At 54.7% G+C, this 13,952-nt stretch carries 28 protein-coding genes and 1 pseudogene; all 29 read left to right on the top strand.

Annotated elements, in window-relative coordinates:
- Positions 1-101 (top strand): annotated as a pseudogene (locus J122_RS21350) (elongation factor Tu); the annotation flags it as partial.
- Between the two features lie 186 nt (positions 102-287).
- Entirely contained in the window at positions 288-599 is a 312-nt protein-coding gene (gene rpsJ, locus J122_RS18390) for a 30S ribosomal protein S10 (protein WP_004580743.1), read from the top strand.
- A 75-nt stretch (positions 600-674) separates the two neighbouring features.
- Positions 675-1,313, top strand: coding sequence for a 50S ribosomal protein L3 (gene rplC / locus J122_RS18395; protein WP_058089994.1), 639 nt, complete (start codon positions 675-677; stop codon positions 1,311-1,313).
- Between the two features lie 11 nt (positions 1,314-1,324).
- Complete coding sequence (rplD, locus tag J122_RS18400) at positions 1,325-1,930, top strand: 50S ribosomal protein L4 (protein ID WP_061333569.1); 606 nt, start codon at positions 1,325-1,327, stop codon at positions 1,928-1,930.
- Complete coding sequence (rplW, locus tag J122_RS18405) at positions 1,927-2,220, top strand: 50S ribosomal protein L23 (protein ID WP_008174862.1); 294 nt, start codon at positions 1,927-1,929, stop codon at positions 2,218-2,220. Before rplD ends, rplW begins: the two co-directional genes overlap by 4 nt.
- 17 nt (positions 2,221-2,237) lie before the next feature.
- Positions 2,238-3,065: a 50S ribosomal protein L2 gene (rplB, locus tag J122_RS18410; RefSeq protein WP_058089996.1), complete on the top strand. Its 828-nt coding sequence runs from the start codon at positions 2,238-2,240 to the stop codon at positions 3,063-3,065.
- Positions 3,066-3,088: 23 nt separating this feature from the next.
- Positions 3,089-3,364 (top strand): 30S ribosomal protein S19, encoded by a 276-nt coding sequence (gene rpsS, locus J122_RS18415; RefSeq protein WP_061333570.1) that lies wholly within the window; start codon positions 3,089-3,091, stop codon positions 3,362-3,364.
- A 16-nt stretch (positions 3,365-3,380) separates the two neighbouring features.
- Complete coding sequence (rplV, locus tag J122_RS18420; protein ID WP_008940674.1) at positions 3,381-3,713, top strand: 50S ribosomal protein L22; 333 nt, start codon at positions 3,381-3,383, stop codon at positions 3,711-3,713.
- Between the two features lie 11 nt (positions 3,714-3,724).
- Complete coding sequence (gene rpsC / locus J122_RS18425) at positions 3,725-4,408, top strand: 30S ribosomal protein S3 (protein WP_058089998.1); 684 nt, start codon at positions 3,725-3,727, stop codon at positions 4,406-4,408.
- 12 nt (positions 4,409-4,420) lie between these two features.
- Positions 4,421-4,834: a 50S ribosomal protein L16 gene (gene rplP / locus J122_RS18430; protein ID WP_044387654.1), complete on the top strand. Its 414-nt coding sequence runs from the start codon at positions 4,421-4,423 to the stop codon at positions 4,832-4,834.
- On the top strand, positions 4,834-5,025 hold the full coding sequence (gene rpmC / locus J122_RS18435; protein WP_058089999.1) for a 50S ribosomal protein L29: 192 nt from the start codon (positions 4,834-4,836) through the stop codon (positions 5,023-5,025). Before rplP ends, rpmC begins: the two co-directional genes overlap by 1 nt.
- A gap of 1 nt (position 5,026) precedes the next feature.
- Positions 5,027-5,293: a 30S ribosomal protein S17 gene (gene rpsQ / locus J122_RS18440; RefSeq protein ID WP_044387650.1), complete on the top strand. Its 267-nt coding sequence runs from the start codon at positions 5,027-5,029 to the stop codon at positions 5,291-5,293.
- An 18-nt stretch (positions 5,294-5,311) separates the two neighbouring features.
- Positions 5,312-5,680, top strand: a complete 369-nt coding sequence (gene rplN, locus J122_RS18445; protein ID WP_007154005.1) for a 50S ribosomal protein L14 — start codon at positions 5,312-5,314, stop codon at positions 5,678-5,680.
- 17 nt (positions 5,681-5,697) lie between these two features.
- Complete coding sequence (gene rplX, locus J122_RS18450; RefSeq protein WP_061333571.1) at positions 5,698-6,018, top strand: 50S ribosomal protein L24; 321 nt, start codon at positions 5,698-5,700, stop codon at positions 6,016-6,018.
- A gap of 15 nt (positions 6,019-6,033) precedes the next feature.
- Positions 6,034-6,573 carry a 50S ribosomal protein L5 gene (gene rplE, locus J122_RS18455; protein ID WP_058090001.1) on the top strand — a complete coding sequence of 180 codons (540 nt, stop codon included), beginning with the start codon at positions 6,034-6,036 and terminating at the stop codon, positions 6,571-6,573.
- Positions 6,574-6,585: 12 nt separating this feature from the next.
- Entirely contained in the window at positions 6,586-6,891 is a 306-nt protein-coding gene (gene rpsN / locus J122_RS18460) for a 30S ribosomal protein S14 (protein ID WP_058090002.1), read from the top strand.
- 88 nt (positions 6,892-6,979) lie between these two features.
- A complete protein-coding gene (rpsH, locus tag J122_RS18465) occupies positions 6,980-7,372 on the top strand; it encodes a 30S ribosomal protein S8 (protein ID WP_058090003.1) in 393 nt (130 codons plus the stop codon).
- A gap of 9 nt (positions 7,373-7,381) precedes the next feature.
- Complete coding sequence (rplF, locus tag J122_RS18470) at positions 7,382-7,915, top strand: 50S ribosomal protein L6 (protein ID WP_058090004.1); 534 nt, start codon at positions 7,382-7,384, stop codon at positions 7,913-7,915.
- 9 nt (positions 7,916-7,924) lie between these two features.
- Positions 7,925-8,272: a 50S ribosomal protein L18 gene (gene rplR, locus J122_RS18475; RefSeq protein ID WP_011784258.1), complete on the top strand. Its 348-nt coding sequence runs from the start codon at positions 7,925-7,927 to the stop codon at positions 8,270-8,272.
- Positions 8,273-8,284: 12 nt separating this feature from the next.
- Complete coding sequence (gene rpsE, locus J122_RS18480; RefSeq protein WP_058090005.1) at positions 8,285-8,785, top strand: 30S ribosomal protein S5; 501 nt, start codon at positions 8,285-8,287, stop codon at positions 8,783-8,785.
- A 4-nt stretch (positions 8,786-8,789) separates the two neighbouring features.
- On the top strand, positions 8,790-8,978 hold the full coding sequence (rpmD, locus tag J122_RS18485; protein ID WP_007153997.1) for a 50S ribosomal protein L30: 189 nt from the start codon (positions 8,790-8,792) through the stop codon (positions 8,976-8,978).
- 1 nt (position 8,979) lies between these two features.
- On the top strand, positions 8,980-9,414 hold the full coding sequence (rplO, locus tag J122_RS18490) for a 50S ribosomal protein L15 (protein WP_022989795.1): 435 nt from the start codon (positions 8,980-8,982) through the stop codon (positions 9,412-9,414).
- A 17-nt stretch (positions 9,415-9,431) separates the two neighbouring features.
- On the top strand, positions 9,432-10,754 hold the full coding sequence (secY, locus tag J122_RS18495; RefSeq protein ID WP_058090006.1) for a preprotein translocase subunit SecY: 1,323 nt from the start codon (positions 9,432-9,434) through the stop codon (positions 10,752-10,754).
- A 33-nt stretch (positions 10,755-10,787) separates the two neighbouring features.
- The gene (gene rpmJ, locus J122_RS21355) at positions 10,788-10,901 is read left to right on the top strand and encodes a 50S ribosomal protein L36 (protein ID WP_004580765.1); all 114 of its coding nucleotides are present in this window, start codon (positions 10,788-10,790) and stop codon (positions 10,899-10,901) included.
- A 141-nt stretch (positions 10,902-11,042) separates the two neighbouring features.
- Complete coding sequence (gene rpsM / locus J122_RS18500) at positions 11,043-11,399, top strand: 30S ribosomal protein S13 (RefSeq protein ID WP_029655315.1); 357 nt, start codon at positions 11,043-11,045, stop codon at positions 11,397-11,399.
- A gap of 13 nt (positions 11,400-11,412) precedes the next feature.
- Positions 11,413-11,802 (top strand): 30S ribosomal protein S11, encoded by a 390-nt coding sequence (rpsK, locus tag J122_RS18505; protein WP_007153992.1) that lies wholly within the window; start codon positions 11,413-11,415, stop codon positions 11,800-11,802.
- Between the two features lie 18 nt (positions 11,803-11,820).
- Positions 11,821-12,441 (top strand): 30S ribosomal protein S4, encoded by a 621-nt coding sequence (gene rpsD / locus J122_RS18510; protein WP_058090007.1) that lies wholly within the window; start codon positions 11,821-11,823, stop codon positions 12,439-12,441.
- Positions 12,442-12,476: 35 nt separating this feature from the next.
- A complete protein-coding gene (locus tag J122_RS18515) occupies positions 12,477-13,481 on the top strand; it encodes a DNA-directed RNA polymerase subunit alpha (protein WP_008174911.1) in 1,005 nt (334 codons plus the stop codon).
- Positions 13,482-13,514: 33 nt separating this feature from the next.
- The gene (gene rplQ / locus J122_RS18520) at positions 13,515-13,913 is read left to right on the top strand and encodes a 50S ribosomal protein L17 (RefSeq protein WP_058090008.1); all 399 of its coding nucleotides are present in this window, start codon (positions 13,515-13,517) and stop codon (positions 13,911-13,913) included.
- Positions 13,914-13,952: the final 39 nt, after the last annotated feature.

Here is a 13,952-nt window from a genome sequence, read left to right on the forward strand (position 1 = left end):
CCCTGATCGCTCCGATCGCCATGGAAGATGGTCTGCGCTTCGCGATTCGCGAAGGCGGCCGTACCGTTGGTGCCGGCGTGGTCTCCAAGATCATCGAGTAATCTGCTCGTTTGATCAGGAAAAAGGGGCTGACTGGTTCAGCCCCTTTTTCTGTTTAAGTCGCAAAGTCTGCCTGACCTCCGTCAATATCAATGATGTTGACAGGGTTGGGTATTATGCATACAATGCGGCTCCTTTTTTTGAAGGTCGGCTAACTAGTAGCTGCTACGAGTGGAGTTTGGTGCATCATGCAAAGCCAAAAGATTCGAATCCGGTTGAAGGCGTTTGATTATCGCCTGATCGACCAGTCCACGCAGGAGATCGTCGATACCGCCAAGCGGACCGGCGCTCAGGTGCGTGGTCCTATTCCTCTGCCGACGCGCAAGGAAAAGTACACGGTATTGATCTCTCCGCACGTCAATAAAGACGCGCGTGATCAGTATGAAATTCGTACCCACAAGCGTTTGCTCGACATTGTTGAGCCGACGGAGAAGACAGTGGATGCTCTGATGAAACTGGACCTGGCAGCAGGTGTAGACGTTCAGATCAGCCTCGGCTAATACCGCCCGGTATTAGTCTGTGTAACTGTCACAGGCCATAGAGGGTGCAAGCCCCGTACACTTAAGAGGTGAAACATGGCAATTGGTGTTGTCGGTCGTAAGGCCGGTATGACCCGTATTTTTACGGACGAGGGGCAGGCATTGCCCGTAACGGTAATCGAGGTTGAGCCCAACCGCATTACCCAACTGAAAACTCTCGAAAACGACGGCTACCGCGCTGTGCAGGTAACCGTAGGTTCTCGTCGTGCCTCCCGCGTGAGCAAGGCTGCTGCTGGTCACTTTGCGAAAGCAGGTGTTGAAGCTGGTCGTGGCGTGTGGGAATTTCGTCTGGCTGATGGCGAAGGTGAAGACCTGGCTGCAGGCGGCGAGCTGACAGTCTCTGTGTTTGAAGACGGTCAGGTGGTTGATGCCACTGGTCAGTCCAAAGGTAAGGGCTTCCAGGGTGGTGTCAAGCGCTGGAACTTCTCCATGCAGGACGCTACTCACGGTAACTCCCTGTCTCATCGTGCTCCGGGTTCTATTGGTCAGAACCAGACTCCGGGCAAGGTATTCAAGGGTAAAAAGATGGCCGGTCAGATGGGTAACGCGCAGGTCACTGTGCAGAACCTGAAAATCGTCCGTGTCGATGCCGAGCGCAACCTGCTGCTGGTAAGTGGTGCCGTACCTGGTGCGACTGGCGGCGACGTTGTCATCAAGCCTGCAGTTAAAGCCTGAGGAGCGGTGCGATGGAATTGACAATTACTGGTAGCGGCAAGGGGATTTCTGTTTCCGACGCTGCGTTTGCCAAAGATTTTAATGAAGCACTGGTGCACCAGGTGGTAACTGCCTACATGGCAGCTGGCCGTCAGGGTACCAAGGCTCAGAAAACACGTTCCGAAGTCAGTGGCGGTGGCAAGAAGCCGTGGCGTCAGAAGGGCACCGGTCGCGCTCGTGCGGGCACCATTCGTAGCCCGATCTGGCGTTCAGGCGGCGTAACTTTTGCGGCCAAGCCCCGTGATTTCGAACAGAAAGTTAACCGCAAGATGTATCGTGCGGCTATGTGTTCCATTCTTTCCGAGCTGGTCCGTCAGGAGCGTCTGGTGGTTGTTGACGATATGAACGTCGACAGTCCCAAGACCAAGGCGTTCACCGCCAAGCTGAAGGATCTGGGCGTATCTAACGCTCTGATTCTTTCCGATAGCGTTGAGCAGAACCTGCACCTGGCTTCCCGCAACATTCCTCACGTGGATGTTCGCGACGTGGCAGGTCTGGATCCGGTCAGCCTGGTTGCCTACGAGAACGTTGTGGTAACTGTTCCCGCTCTGAAGAAGATCGAGGAGATGCTGGGATGAATCAGGAACGTATTTATAAGGTCCTGCTGGGGCCGCACGTATCAGAGAAAGCGTCTCTGGCAGCCGAGCGTGGTCAGGTGGTATTCCGTGTAGCACCAGACGCCACCAAGCCGGAGATCAAGAAAGCCGTTGAGCAGCTGTTCAACGTCACCGTCGAAGGTGTTCAGGTTCTGAACCGTAAGGGTAAGCTCAAGCGCACTATCCGCGGGTTCGGCAAGCGTAATGACATTCGTAAGGCTTACGTCAAGCTGGCAGAAGGTCAGGACATCGATTTTCTGGATGTGGAATAAGGTAAAGGGGTCGTAATATGCCGATCGTCAAAACCAAGCCAACATCTGCCGGACGCCGTCACGTTGTAAAACTTTACAACCCGGATCTGCACAAAGGACGTCCTTACGAGCCGTTGGTAGAAACTAAGAGTAAGTCAGGTGGTCGTAACAACGCTGGCCGCATTACTACTCGTCACATTGGTGGTGGCCACAAGCAGCACTACCGTGTAATTGATTTCAAGCGGACTAAAGATGGTATCCCGGCGGTTATTGAGCGCCTGGAATATGATCCTAACCGCTCTGCGCACATCGCGCTGCTGAAGTACTCCGATGGCGAGCGTCGCTACATTATCGCTCCCAAAGGTATGAAGGCAGGTGATCCTGTGCGGTCCGGCGTCGACGCGCCGATTAAGGTGGGCTCCACTCTGCCGCTCCGGAACATTCCGGTTGGTTCTGTGATCCACTGCGTCGAACTCAAGCCTGGCAAAGGTGCCCAGCTGGCTCGCTCCGCGGGCGCATCCGTACAGCTGGTAGCTCGGGAAGGGGCTTATGCCACTATCCGCCTGCGTTCAGGTGAAATGCGTAAGGTGCTTGTAGATTGCCGTGCAACGCTGGGTGAAGTATCCAACAGCGAGCACAGCCTCAAGCAGCTTGGTAAAGCGGGTGCATCACGTTGGCGCGGTAAACGTCCAACAGTACGTGGTGTTGCTATGAACCCAGTTGACCACCCACATGGTGGTGGTGAAGGGCGTACCTCTGGCGGGCGTCACCCGGTTACTCCGTGGGGTGTTCCGACCAAAGGGCATAAGACTCGTAAGAACAAACGTACTGACAAGATGATAGTACGTCGTCGTTCAGCCAAGTAAACGACTACATAGAGGTAAATGCTGTGCCACGTTCTTTGAAGAAAGGTCCTTTTATAGACCTGCATCTGTTGAAGAAGGTCGAGGCAGCTCTGGAAACAAGTGACAAGCGGCCGATCAAAACCTGGTCCCGCCGGTCAACAATCTTTCCGGAGATGGTAGGCCTGACCATTGCAGTCCACAACGGCAAGCAGCACGTGCCGGTTTATGTCACCGAAGATATGGTCGGACATAAACTGGGTGAGTTCGCGGCAACGCGTACTTATCGTGGTCATGCGGCCGACAAGAAAGCTAAACGCTGATTGTGAGGTAATAGAAATGGAAGTAGCAGCCAAGTACAAGGGCGCTCGCCTCTCAGCTCAGAAAGCACGTCTTGTTGCCGACCAGGTACGCGGCAAGGCTGTTGAGGACGCCCTGAACATTCTGACTTTCAGCCCTAAGAAGGCAGCGGTTGTGATCAAGAAAGCTCTTGAATCCGCCATTGCCAACGCTGAGCACAACGAAGGTCTGGACGTAGATGATCTGCGGGTTTCCACCGTCATGGTGGATGAGGGCCCAACGCTCAAGCGAATCAAAGCTCGAGCCAAGGGGCGCGCTGACCGTATTTTCAAGCGCACCTGTCATATCACCGTCAAGGTCGCCGACAAGTAGGAGATGCTCAGATGGGTCATAAAGTAAATCCAACCGGCATGCGCCTGGGTGTGATCAAAGAGCACAACTCAGTGTGGTATGCCGACAAGAAGGACTACGCGAAGAATCTGCTGAATGATATTCAGGTTCGCGAGTTCCTGGACAAGCGTCTGGTTAAGGCGTCTGTCAGCAAGATCGTGATCGAGCGCCCTGCTCAGAACGCCCGGATCACGATCCATACCGCCCGCCCCGGTATTGTTATCGGTAAGAAGGGTGAAGATGTTGACCGTCTGCGTCGCGAAGTCAGCGACATGATGGGTGTGCCTGTGCACATCAACATCGAAGAAGTCCGCAAGCCGGACCTGGATGCCCGCCTGGTAGCGCAAAACGTTGCCGGTCAGCTGGAGCGTCGTGTGATGTTCCGTCGCGCTATGAAGCGTGCGGTTCAGAACGCCATGCGTCAGGGTGCCAAGGGTATCAAGATTCAGGTTGGCGGTCGTCTTGGGGGTGCTGAAATCGCACGTTCCGAGTGGTATCGCGAAGGTCGTGTACCTCTGCACACATTACGTGCAGATATTGATTATGCAACCTATGAAGCGCACACCACTTACGGCGTTATCGGCGTAAAGGTATGGATCTTCAAAGGTGAGATTCTTGGTGGTATGGAGCAGGTCCGTGCTGACAAGAAAGCCTCTGGGAAGAAAGGTTCTAAGTAAAGGGGCACTCTTATGCTGCAACCAAAACGCACCAAATTCCGCAAGGTAATGAAAGGCCGTAACACCGGTCTTGCTCACCGCGCCAACAAGGTGAGCTTCGGTGAATACGGATTGAAAGCGACCAGTCGCGGGCGTATAACTGCGCGCCAGATTGAGGCGGCACGTCGTACTATGACACGTCGTATCAAGCGGGGCGGTAAGATCTGGATCCGGGTTTTCCCGGACAAGCCGATCACCGGTAAGCCGCTTGAAGTACGGATGGGTAAAGGTAAAGGTTCTGTCGAGTATTGGGTGGCTGAAATTCAGCCAGGCCGTATGTTGTATGAGATGGAAGGTGTTTCCGAGGAAATCGCTCGTGAGGCCTTCACTCTTGCAGCGGCCAAACTGCCGGTACAGACCACCTTTGTAACGAGGACGGTGATGTGATGAATGCAACAGAGCTGCGTGAAAAGTCAGTCGAGGAGCTGAACAAAGAGCTGATCGACCTCCTGAAGGAGCAGTTCAACCTGCGCATGCGCAAAGCGACAGGTCAGCTGAATCAGTCTCACCTCCTCGGCAAGGTGAAGCGCGATATCGCTCGCGTTAAAACGGTATTGAATGAAAAGGCAGGACAGTGACATGACCGAAGCTACCCAAACTGCCAGAACTCTGAGCGGCAAGGTCGTGAGCAACAAGATGGACAAGTCCATCGTGGTCCTGGTTGAGCGTCAGGTGAAACATCCTCTGTACGGCAAGTACATGAAGCGCTCGACCAAGATCCATGCGCACGATGAAAGCAATCAGTGCAACATCGGCGACATCGTAACCATTCAGGAAACCCGCCCGGTCTCCAAGACCAAAAGCTGGGCCCTGGTGGAAGTCACCGAACGCGCGTCCAAGGTGTAATTCGCCCGGAGAACAACCATGATTCAGACTCAAACAATGCTTGAAGTCGCGGATAACAGTGGTGCACGTCAGGTTATGTGCATCAAGGTCCTGGGCGGATCTCACCGGCGTTATGCGAGCGTTGGGGATATCATCAAGGTAACCGTTAAGGAAGCCATCCCCCGCGGTAAGGTGAAGAAAGGCCAGGTCCTCAAGGCTGTTGTAGTACGTACCCGTAAGGGTGTGCGTCGTCCGGACGGTTCATTGATCCGTTTTGACGGTAACGCGGCGGTACTTCTGAACAATCAGGACGCTCCCATTGGTACCCGTATCTTCGGACCGGTTACCCGTGAACTGCGTAACGAGAAGTTCATGAAGATTATCTCACTGGCACCCGAAGTACTTTAAAGGACCAGAGGCCGGTTATGAAAAAGATCAAACGAGATGACGAAGTAATCGTCACCACGGGGAAAGACAAAGGCAAACGTGGTAAAGTCCTGAAGGTTCAGGACGACGGCCGTGTGATTGTTTCTGGCATCAATATGATGAAGAAGCACACCAAGCCGAACCCGATGCTCGGCACCCCGGGTGGTATCGTCGAAAAAGAAGCGCCTATCCAGGCTTCCAACGTGGCTATTTTTAATCCGCAGACCGGCAAAGCCGATCGTGTTGGCTTCCAGACCAAGGAAGACGGCAGCAAAGTGCGGATCTTCAAGTCCACGAACGAAGCTGTCGATAACCAGTAAGCGGTGGTGGTTACGATGCTTAACATGAAAGAGCAGTACACTAAGGAAGTGGTACCCGCCCTGCAGAAAGAGTTCGGTTACAAGAACGTTATGCAGGTGCCGCGTATCGAGAAAATCACCCTGAACATGGGTGTTGGCGAAGCGGTTGGTGACAAAAAGCTGATTGAAAACGCGGTGGCGGATCTTGAGCGCCTGGCGGGTCAAAAAGCGGTTGTTACCAAGGCACGCAAATCCGTAGCGGGTTTCAAAATCCGTGAAGGTTGGCCGATTGGCTGTAAGGTGACCCTGCGCGGTGAGCGTATGTGGGATTTCTTTGATCGCCTGGTGCACATTGCGGTTCCCCGCATTCGTGACTTCCGCGGTCTGAACCCGAAATCCTTCGACGGTCGCGGTAACTACAGCATGGGTGTTCGTGAGCAGATCATCTTCCCTGAGATCGAGTACGACAAAGTCGACAAGATCCGCGGGCTGGATATCACCATCACCACCACTGCCGGTACCGACGACGAAGGTCGCGAACTGTTGAAAGCCTTTGGCTTTCCGTTCAAGAAATAAGGAACGAGTGACATGGCGAAGGTTTCAATGAAAAACCGTGAGCTCAAGCGCGAAAAGACTGTGGCTAAATTCGCAGCCAAGCGCGCCGAGCTCAAGGCGATTATCAAAAACCCGAATACCAGCGAAGAAGATCGTTGGAACGCGCAAATGAAGCTGCAACAGCTGCCTCGTGATGCGAGTCCCTCACGTCTTCGGAATCGTTGCCAGGTGACTGGTCGTCCCCACGGCGTTCTGCGCAAGTTCGAACTGTCACGGATCAAACTCCGTGAGTACGGCATGCGCGGTGACGTTCCGGGCCTGACCAAGGCAAGCTGGTAAGATAGGTCGCCTGACTTCGGTCAGGTGCCTGTTGGTAAGCGGTGCGGCACGCCGCTGCACAACTAAAAAGATCAGGAGCCTCATACTAATGAGTATGCAAGACACGCTTGCGGATATGTTTACCCGTATCCGTAATGCCCAGATGGCATCGAAAGCTGATGTGACGATGCCGTCTTCAAAAATGAAGGTCTCCGTGGCCCAGGTCCTTAAGGACGAAGGCTACGTAGCAGATTTTTCTGTTTCAGCTGACGCGAAGCCCGAGCTGACCATCACTCTGAAATACTTCGGCGGCAAGCCGGTTATCGAAGAGATCAAGCGGGTCAGCCGTCCGAGTCTGCGCCAGTACAAAGGCGCTGGGGAACTGCCGAAGGTTTCCGGCGGTCTGGGAGTCGCGATTGTCTCAACGTCCAAGGGCGTTATGACAGACCGCGCCGCACGTGCTGCAGGCGTGGGTGGCGAAGTCATCTGCACCGTATTCTAGGAGATACACATGTCCAGGGTTGCCAATAATCCTGTCGTGCTGCCTTCCGGTGTTGAGGTTAAGCTGAACGGACAGGAAATTAATGTGAAGGGCTCCAAGGGAGCTCTCCAATTCACCATTCACCAAGCGGTTGAAGTGAAGCAGGAAGAGGGTTCTCTTCGCTTTGCGGCCCGCGATGGTGCGAAACAGTCCCGCGCTCTTGCTGGTACTACTCGTGCGCTGGTTAACAACATGGTTACCGGCGTATCCACAGGCTGGGAGCGTAAGCTGCAGCTGACGGGCGTAGGTTATCGTGCGCAGGCGCAAGGTAAGAAGCTCAATCTGACACTGGGTTTTTCTCACCCGGTTGAGTACGAGCTGCCCGAGGGTGTTACCGCTGAAACTCCGTCCAATACGGAAGTTGTGATTCGCGGTATCGACAAGCAACAGGTTGGCCAGGTCGCTGCTGAAATCCGCGCGTTCCGTCCGCCCGAGCCTTATAAGGGCAAGGGTGTTCGTTATGCGGATGAGCAGGTCAGACGCAAAGAAGCCAAGAAGAAATAAGGCGGGACTATGAGCGCGAATAACGAAAGATTGCGTCGCGCACGCAAAGTGCGCATGAAGATCCGTGAACTGGGTACCGACCGTCTGTGCGTTCACCGCACGCCGCGTCATATGTACGCCCAGGTTACGACTGCAGATGGCAGCAAAGTGCTGGCCACTGCCTCCACGTTGGATAAGGAACTGCGCCAGGGTGCAACCGGTAACGTGGACGCTGCCAAGAAGGTCGGTCAGCTGATTGCTGAGCGTGCCAAGGCGGCAGGCATTGAGAAGGTCGCTTTTGACCGCTCAGGTTACCGTTATCACGGTCGTGTACAGGCTCTGGCCGACGCAGCCCGTGAAGCTGGCTTGCAATTCTAAGAGGTGGAGAAGATGAGCGTTAACGAACAGAAGGCGCCTGAGCTCCAGGAAAAGCTGGTTCAGGTCAATCGCGTCGCCAAGGTAGTTAAAGGCGGCCGTATTTTTGCCTTCACCGCACTGACTGTGGTGGGTGATGGCAAAGGACGCGTTGGTTTCGGTCGTGGTAAGGCCCGGGAAGTCCCGGTTGCCATCCAGAAGGCGATGGAAGCTGCTCGCAAGAACATGGTAGACGTGGCCCTTGACGGCACCACCCTGCAGTACGCAGTTCGTGCCCAGCACGGTGGCTCCAAGGTGTTCATGCAGCCTGCATCTGAAGGTACCGGTATTATCGCCGGTGGTGCGATGCGTGCGGTACTGGAAGTGGCCGGCGTACACAACGTACTGTCCAAGTGCTACGGCTCTACCAACCCGGTGAACGTTGTACGTTCTACCATCAAGGGTCTGCAGGCCATGAAGGCGCCTGAAGATATTGCAGCCAAGCGCGGTAAATCCGTCGAAGATATTCTGGGTTGAAGTCATGGCGAACGCAAAAACGATCAAAGTAACTCTGACCCGCAGCCCGATCGGCTGTCAGCCCAAGCACAAGCTGTGTGTGAAAGGCCTGGGTCTTCGTAAAATCGGTCATACCGTTGAAGTGGAAGATACACCTTCTATTCGCGGCATGATCAACCGGGTTAACTACCTGGTGCAGGTTGAGGAGAACTAAGATGCGTCTGAACGAACTTGCTCCGGAACCTGGTTCACGTCCTTCCGCCAAGCGTGTTGGTCGTGGTATCGGTAGCGGTCTGGGTAAAACTGGTGGTCGCGGTCATAAAGGTCTGAAATCCCGTTCCGGTGGCTCTGTAGCGCCTGGTTTCGAGGGTGGTCAGCAGCCTTTGGCCCGTCGTCTGCCCAAGTTTGGTTTCACTTCCCGCCAGCAGCGCTATGTTGCCGAAATTCGCCTGAACGAGCTGGCGAAGGTTGAAGGCGACGTGGTCGATCTGGCTGCACTGAAGAAGGCTGACATCATTCGCGAAGAAATTCGCGAAGCCAAGGTTATGCTGTCCGGTGAGCTGGATCGCGCTGTAACCGTTAAAGGGCTACGTGTCACCAAAGGCGCACGCGAGGCAATCATTGCCGCGGGTGGGAAAGTCGAAGACTAAGACGAGTCGAGGACTAAATGGCCAAGACAGCATCATTGCCTGCGGGCGCCGGAAAGGGATTTGCAGAGCTGCGTTCGCGGCTCTGGTTCGTGTTTCTGGCGTTGTTGGTGTACCGGATCGGTGCCCACATTCCCGTTCCAGGCATCAACCCGGACCGGTTGGCGGCACTGTTTGATCAGAACCAGGGAACCATCCTGAGTTTGTTCAACATGTTTTCCGGTGGTGCGCTTGAGCGCATGAGTATCTTCGCACTCGGTATCATGCCGTACATTTCGGCTTCCATTATCATGCAGCTCATGACTGCGGTCAGTCCGCAGCTTGAGCAGCTGAAGAAAGAAGGCGAGGCGGGTCGTCGCAAGATCAGCCAGTATACGCGGTATGGTACGGTTGTCCTGGCCCTGGTTCAGGGCTTTGGTATTTCTGTAGGGTTGGCCTCTCAGGGCGTCACCTTCAACGACAGCTTCAGCTTCCACTTTGTGGCAGTGGTGTCTTTCGTGTGTGGTGCCGTCTTCATGATGTGGCTCGGTGAGCAGATCACCGAGCGTGGCGTTGGCAACGGTATATCACTGCTGATTTTCGCAGGGATTGTCGCCGGCTTGCCGGGCGCCATCGGTCAGACTCTGGAGCAGGCCCGTAACGGTGAAATGAGCCTGCTGGTAGTGCTCGGTATTGGTGTGTTGGCGATCGCGGTGGTTGGCTTCGTGGTGTTCATGGAGCGGGGCCAGCGGCGGTTAACCATCAATTATGCCAAACGGCAGCAGGGCCGCCGGGTGTTTGCCCAGCAGTCCAGTCATTTGCCGCTGAAGGTCAATATGGCCGGTGTTATTCCGCCGATCTTTGCCTCGTCGATTCTGTTGTTCCCGGCCTCCTTGGGCCAGTGGTTCGGGCAGGGTGAGGGCATGGAATGGTTGAGTGACATTTCTCAGGCATTGGCTCCGAGCCAGCCGTTGTATATCATCCTGTTCGCAGCAGCAGTGGTCTTCTTCTGCTTCTTCTATACAGCACTGATGTACAACCCGAAGGAAGTTGCGGATAACCTCAAGCGTTCCGGCGCGTTCATCCCGGGCATTCGCCCAGGAGAGCAGACTGCCAAGTACATCGATGGTGTACTGACCCGTCTGACGTTGTTCGGGGCTATGTATATTGCAGCAGTGTCCTTGTTCCCTCAGTTCCTGATGGTGGCAGGTAATGTACCTTTCTATCTTGGTGGTACCTCACTGCTGATTGTTGTAGTCGTGGTGATGGATTTCATGGCTCAGGTTCAGTCGCACCTGATGTCGCATCAGTATGAATCGCTGATGAAGAAGTCCAATCTCAAGGGCTATGGTCGGAACGGCTGACACAGCCGTTCCCCTTGAAAACTGGAGTCGACAATGAAAGTACGCGCTTCGGTAAAGAAAATTTGCCGTAACTGCAAAGTAATTCGTCGCAATGGCTCGGTTCGAGTCATCTGCACGGAGCCTCGTCACAAGCAGCGCCAGGGCTGATTTCCAAGAAATCGCTCTGACATTGTAAAAGGGGTTCGGAATAGTAGCGCTTGACTCGCGAGCGGGTCAGGCGCTATTATTTCGCGCCCTTTTTGTGGCGGAAAATTCACACAGCAAAGCTTTGAACGCGGAGTAATTTGGATGGCACGTATAGCCGGTGTCAATATACCCGATCACAAACATGCTGTTATCTCGCTCACCTACATCTTTGGTGTTGGCAAGACAACAGCCCAGAAGCTTTGCGATGCAACCGGCGTTAAGCCGGACGTCAAGGTCAAAGACCTGAGCGACGAGCAGCTTGAAGCACTTCGTACCGAAGTGGGCAAGTTCACCGTCGAAGGCGATCTGCGTCGTGAAGTACAGATGAACATCAAGCGTTTGAAGGATCTCGGTTGCTTCCGTGGTCTGCGTCATCGTCATGGACTTCCGGTCCGTGGCCAGCGCACCAAGACCAACGCCCGCACCCGTAAAGGTCCTCGCAAACCTATTCGTAAGTAACAGGTAGGCAAACATGGCAAAGCCAGGTACACGTACCCGTAAAAAGGTGAAAAAGACGGTTGTTGATGGCGTCGCGCACATTCACGCGTCCTTCAACAACACCATCGTGACCATTTCGGACCGTCAGGGCAACGTCCTGTCCTGGGCCACCTCAGGTGGTTCCGGTTTCCGCGGCTCACGTAAGAGTACACCTTTTGCTGCGCAGGTAGCAGCTGAAAGAGCCGGTAATGCGGCTGCTGAATACGGCCTTAAAAACCTGGACGTAGAGGTTAAGGGTCCTGGGCCCGGACGTGAATCTGCAGTTCGCGCGCTGAATGCGTGTGGCTACAAGATCACCAACATCACTGATGTGACGCCGATTCCCCATAACGGCTGTCGTCCGCCCAAGAAGCGCCGCGTCTAACACAGGAGACAGTGAAATATGGCTCGTTATATAGGCCCGAAGTGCAAGCTGTCTCGTCGTGAAGGGACAGATCTTTTTCTGAAGAGCGGCGTACGCGCGCTCGATTCGAAGTGCAACATCGAGACTCCGCCGGGTATGCACGGCGCGCGTCGCGGTCGTCTGTCCGAGTACGGCGTACAGCTTCGTGAAAAACAGAAAGTCCGTCGTATCTACGGCGTACTTGAGAAGCAATTCCGCAACTACTACAAAGAGGCCGCTCGCCTGAAGGGTGCAACCGGTGAAAACCTGCTGCAACTTCTGGAAGGTCGTCTGGATAACGTTGTGTATCGCATGGGCTTTGGTTCTACCCGTGCAGAAGCCCGTCAGCTCGTCTCTCACAAGGCGATCCTGGTGAACGATAAGCCGGTCAACGTGCCGTCCTATCAAGTCAAGCCGGGCGACGTTGTGAGTGTGCGTGAGAAGGCCAAAAACCAGCTGCGCGTTAAAGGTGCACTGGATCTGGCTGGTAGCCGCGCACCGGTAAGCTGGGTAGAGGTTGACGCCAACAAGATGTCCGGCGTTTACAAGTCAGTACCTGAGCGTACTGAACTGCCGGCCGACATCAACGAGAACCTCATCGTCGAGCTTTACTCCAAGTAAAGCCCAGTTAGCAACGATAGCAGATAGGGGCGTCTATGCAGCGTTCAGTACATGAGTTATTGACACCTCGTACCATTGACGTGAAAGAATCCAGCGCCACGCGCGCCAAGGTGACACTGGAGCCGCTTGAGCGCGGTTTCGGTCATACCCTGGGTAGCGCACTGCGTCGCATTCTCTTGTCTTCGATGCCGGGCTGCGCCGTGACTGAAGCACAGATCGACGGTGTCCTGCACGAGTACAGCGCCATTGAGGGTGTCCAGGAGGACGTCATCGAGATTCTTCTGAATCTCAAGGGCGTCGCCGTAAAGATGAACGGCCGTGACGATGCTGAGCTGACGCTCAGCAAGAAGGGCCCGGGTGTAGTGACCGCCGGCGATATCAAGCTGGACCACGATGTGGAAATCGCTAACCCCGAGCACGTGATCTGTCACCTGAGCGAGAACGGCGAAGTCAACATGCGTTTGCGTGTTGCCCGCGGTCGCGGCTATGAGCCGGCTGATCAGCGTGGTCTGGACGAGGATGAAACTCGTGCCATCGGACGTTTGCAGCTTGATGCTACGTTCAGCCCGGTTCGCCGAGTGGCGTATGCCGTCGAAAGCGCACGGGTTGAGCAGCGTACAGATCTGGACAAGCTTGTTATTGATCTGGAGACCAATGGCACCATCGATCCGGAAGAAGCGATTCGCCGGGCGGCCACGATTCTCCAGCAGCAGCTGGCTGTGTTTGTAGATTTCGATCATGAGAAAGAGCCAGAGCGTGTAGAAGAAGAGGAAGAAATCGATCCGATTCTGCTGCGCCCGGTTGATGATCTGGAATTGACTGTGCGTTCAGCTAACTGCTTGAAGGCAGAAAACATTTACTATATCGGCGATCTTATCCAGCGCACCGAAGTGGAGCTGCTGAAGACGCCTAACCTTGGCAAAAAGTCGCTGACCGAGATCAAGGACGTTCTTGCGTCCCGTGGTTTGTCTCTGGGCATGCGTCTTGATAACTGGCCGCCGGCAAGCCTTCGTGGTGATGACCGGGTTCTGGGCGGTTGATCGCCGATTAGTTTAAGGTAAGGAATCAGAGCAATGCGTCATCGTAAGAGTGGTCGTAAGTTCAGCAGGACCAGTGCGCATCGCAAGGCCATGTTCCGTAACATGACTGCGTCACTGGTTGAACATGAGCTGATCAAGACAACGCTGCCGAAAGCTAAAGAGCTTCGTCGTGTAGCTGAGCCGTTGATCACGCTCGCAAAGAATGATTCGGTTGCAAATCGTCGTCTGGCGTTCTCACGCCTGCGTAGCGATGCTGCGGTAGCCAAGCTGTTCAATGAGCTGGGCCCCCGTTATAGCGAGCGTCCGGGTGGTTATCTTCGTATTCTGAAGTGCGGTTTCCGTGCTGGCGACAATGCCCCTATGGCATTCGTTGAGCTGGTTGGCCGTCCTCTGGACATCGAGGCTGAAGAAGTGGACGAAGGCGAAGAGTAAAATCTACGCTCTAGTTCAAAAAAACCGGGTTCCGAAAGG

Origin of the sequence: Marinobacter excellens LAMA 842 (assembly GCF_001574445.1) — a bacterium.
GTDB classification, from domain to species: Bacteria; Pseudomonadota; Gammaproteobacteria; order Pseudomonadales; family Oleiphilaceae; genus Marinobacter; species Marinobacter shengliensis.

Bases quoted from the DNA above. Each gene is read 5' to 3' on its own strand.
- rpsM (WP_029655315.1), top strand. From the start codon at position 11,043: ATGGCACGTATAGCCGGTGTCAATATACCCGATCACAAACATGCTGTT.
- rplO (WP_022989795.1), top strand. From the start codon at position 8,980: ATGCGTCTGAACGAACTTGCTCCGGAACCTGGTTCACGTCCTTCCGCC.
- rplB (WP_058089996.1), top strand. From the start codon at position 2,238: ATGCCGATCGTCAAAACCAAGCCAACATCTGCCGGACGCCGTCACGTT.
- rpmD (WP_007153997.1), top strand. From the start codon at position 8,790: ATGGCGAACGCAAAAACGATCAAAGTAACTCTGACCCGCAGCCCGATC.
- rplV (WP_008940674.1), top strand. From the start codon at position 3,381: ATGGAAGTAGCAGCCAAGTACAAGGGCGCTCGCCTCTCAGCTCAGAAA.
- rplP (WP_044387654.1), top strand. From the start codon at position 4,421: ATGCTGCAACCAAAACGCACCAAATTCCGCAAGGTAATGAAAGGCCGT.
- J122_RS18515 (WP_008174911.1), top strand. From the start codon at position 12,477: ATGCAGCGTTCAGTACATGAGTTATTGACACCTCGTACCATTGACGTG.
- rplX (WP_061333571.1), top strand. From the start codon at position 5,698: ATGAAAAAGATCAAACGAGATGACGAAGTAATCGTCACCACGGGGAAA.
- rpsC (WP_058089998.1), top strand. From the start codon at position 3,725: ATGGGTCATAAAGTAAATCCAACCGGCATGCGCCTGGGTGTGATCAAA.
- rpsE (WP_058090005.1), top strand. From the start codon at position 8,285: ATGAGCGTTAACGAACAGAAGGCGCCTGAGCTCCAGGAAAAGCTGGTT.
- rplW (WP_008174862.1), top strand. From the start codon at position 1,927: ATGAATCAGGAACGTATTTATAAGGTCCTGCTGGGGCCGCACGTATCA.
- rpsH (WP_058090003.1), top strand. From the start codon at position 6,980: ATGAGTATGCAAGACACGCTTGCGGATATGTTTACCCGTATCCGTAAT.
- rpsD (WP_058090007.1), top strand. From the start codon at position 11,821: ATGGCTCGTTATATAGGCCCGAAGTGCAAGCTGTCTCGTCGTGAAGGG.
- rpsQ (WP_044387650.1), top strand. From the start codon at position 5,027: ATGACCGAAGCTACCCAAACTGCCAGAACTCTGAGCGGCAAGGTCGTG.
- rplF (WP_058090004.1), top strand. From the start codon at position 7,382: ATGTCCAGGGTTGCCAATAATCCTGTCGTGCTGCCTTCCGGTGTTGAG.
- rpsJ (WP_004580743.1), top strand. From the start codon at position 288: ATGCAAAGCCAAAAGATTCGAATCCGGTTGAAGGCGTTTGATTATCGC.
- rplR (WP_011784258.1), top strand. From the start codon at position 7,925: ATGAGCGCGAATAACGAAAGATTGCGTCGCGCACGCAAAGTGCGCATG.
- rplN (WP_007154005.1), top strand. From the start codon at position 5,312: ATGATTCAGACTCAAACAATGCTTGAAGTCGCGGATAACAGTGGTGCA.
- rpmJ (WP_004580765.1), top strand. From the start codon at position 10,788: ATGAAAGTACGCGCTTCGGTAAAGAAAATTTGCCGTAACTGCAAAGTA.
- rplD (WP_061333569.1), top strand. From the start codon at position 1,325: ATGGAATTGACAATTACTGGTAGCGGCAAGGGGATTTCTGTTTCCGAC.
- rpmC (WP_058089999.1), top strand. From the start codon at position 4,834: ATGAATGCAACAGAGCTGCGTGAAAAGTCAGTCGAGGAGCTGAACAAA.
- rplC (WP_058089994.1), top strand. From the start codon at position 675: ATGGCAATTGGTGTTGTCGGTCGTAAGGCCGGTATGACCCGTATTTTT.
- rplE (WP_058090001.1), top strand. From the start codon at position 6,034: ATGCTTAACATGAAAGAGCAGTACACTAAGGAAGTGGTACCCGCCCTG.
- secY (WP_058090006.1), top strand. From the start codon at position 9,432: ATGGCCAAGACAGCATCATTGCCTGCGGGCGCCGGAAAGGGATTTGCA.
- rpsN (WP_058090002.1), top strand. From the start codon at position 6,586: ATGGCGAAGGTTTCAATGAAAAACCGTGAGCTCAAGCGCGAAAAGACT.
- rplQ (WP_058090008.1), top strand. From the start codon at position 13,515: ATGCGTCATCGTAAGAGTGGTCGTAAGTTCAGCAGGACCAGTGCGCAT.
- rpsK (WP_007153992.1), top strand. From the start codon at position 11,413: ATGGCAAAGCCAGGTACACGTACCCGTAAAAAGGTGAAAAAGACGGTT.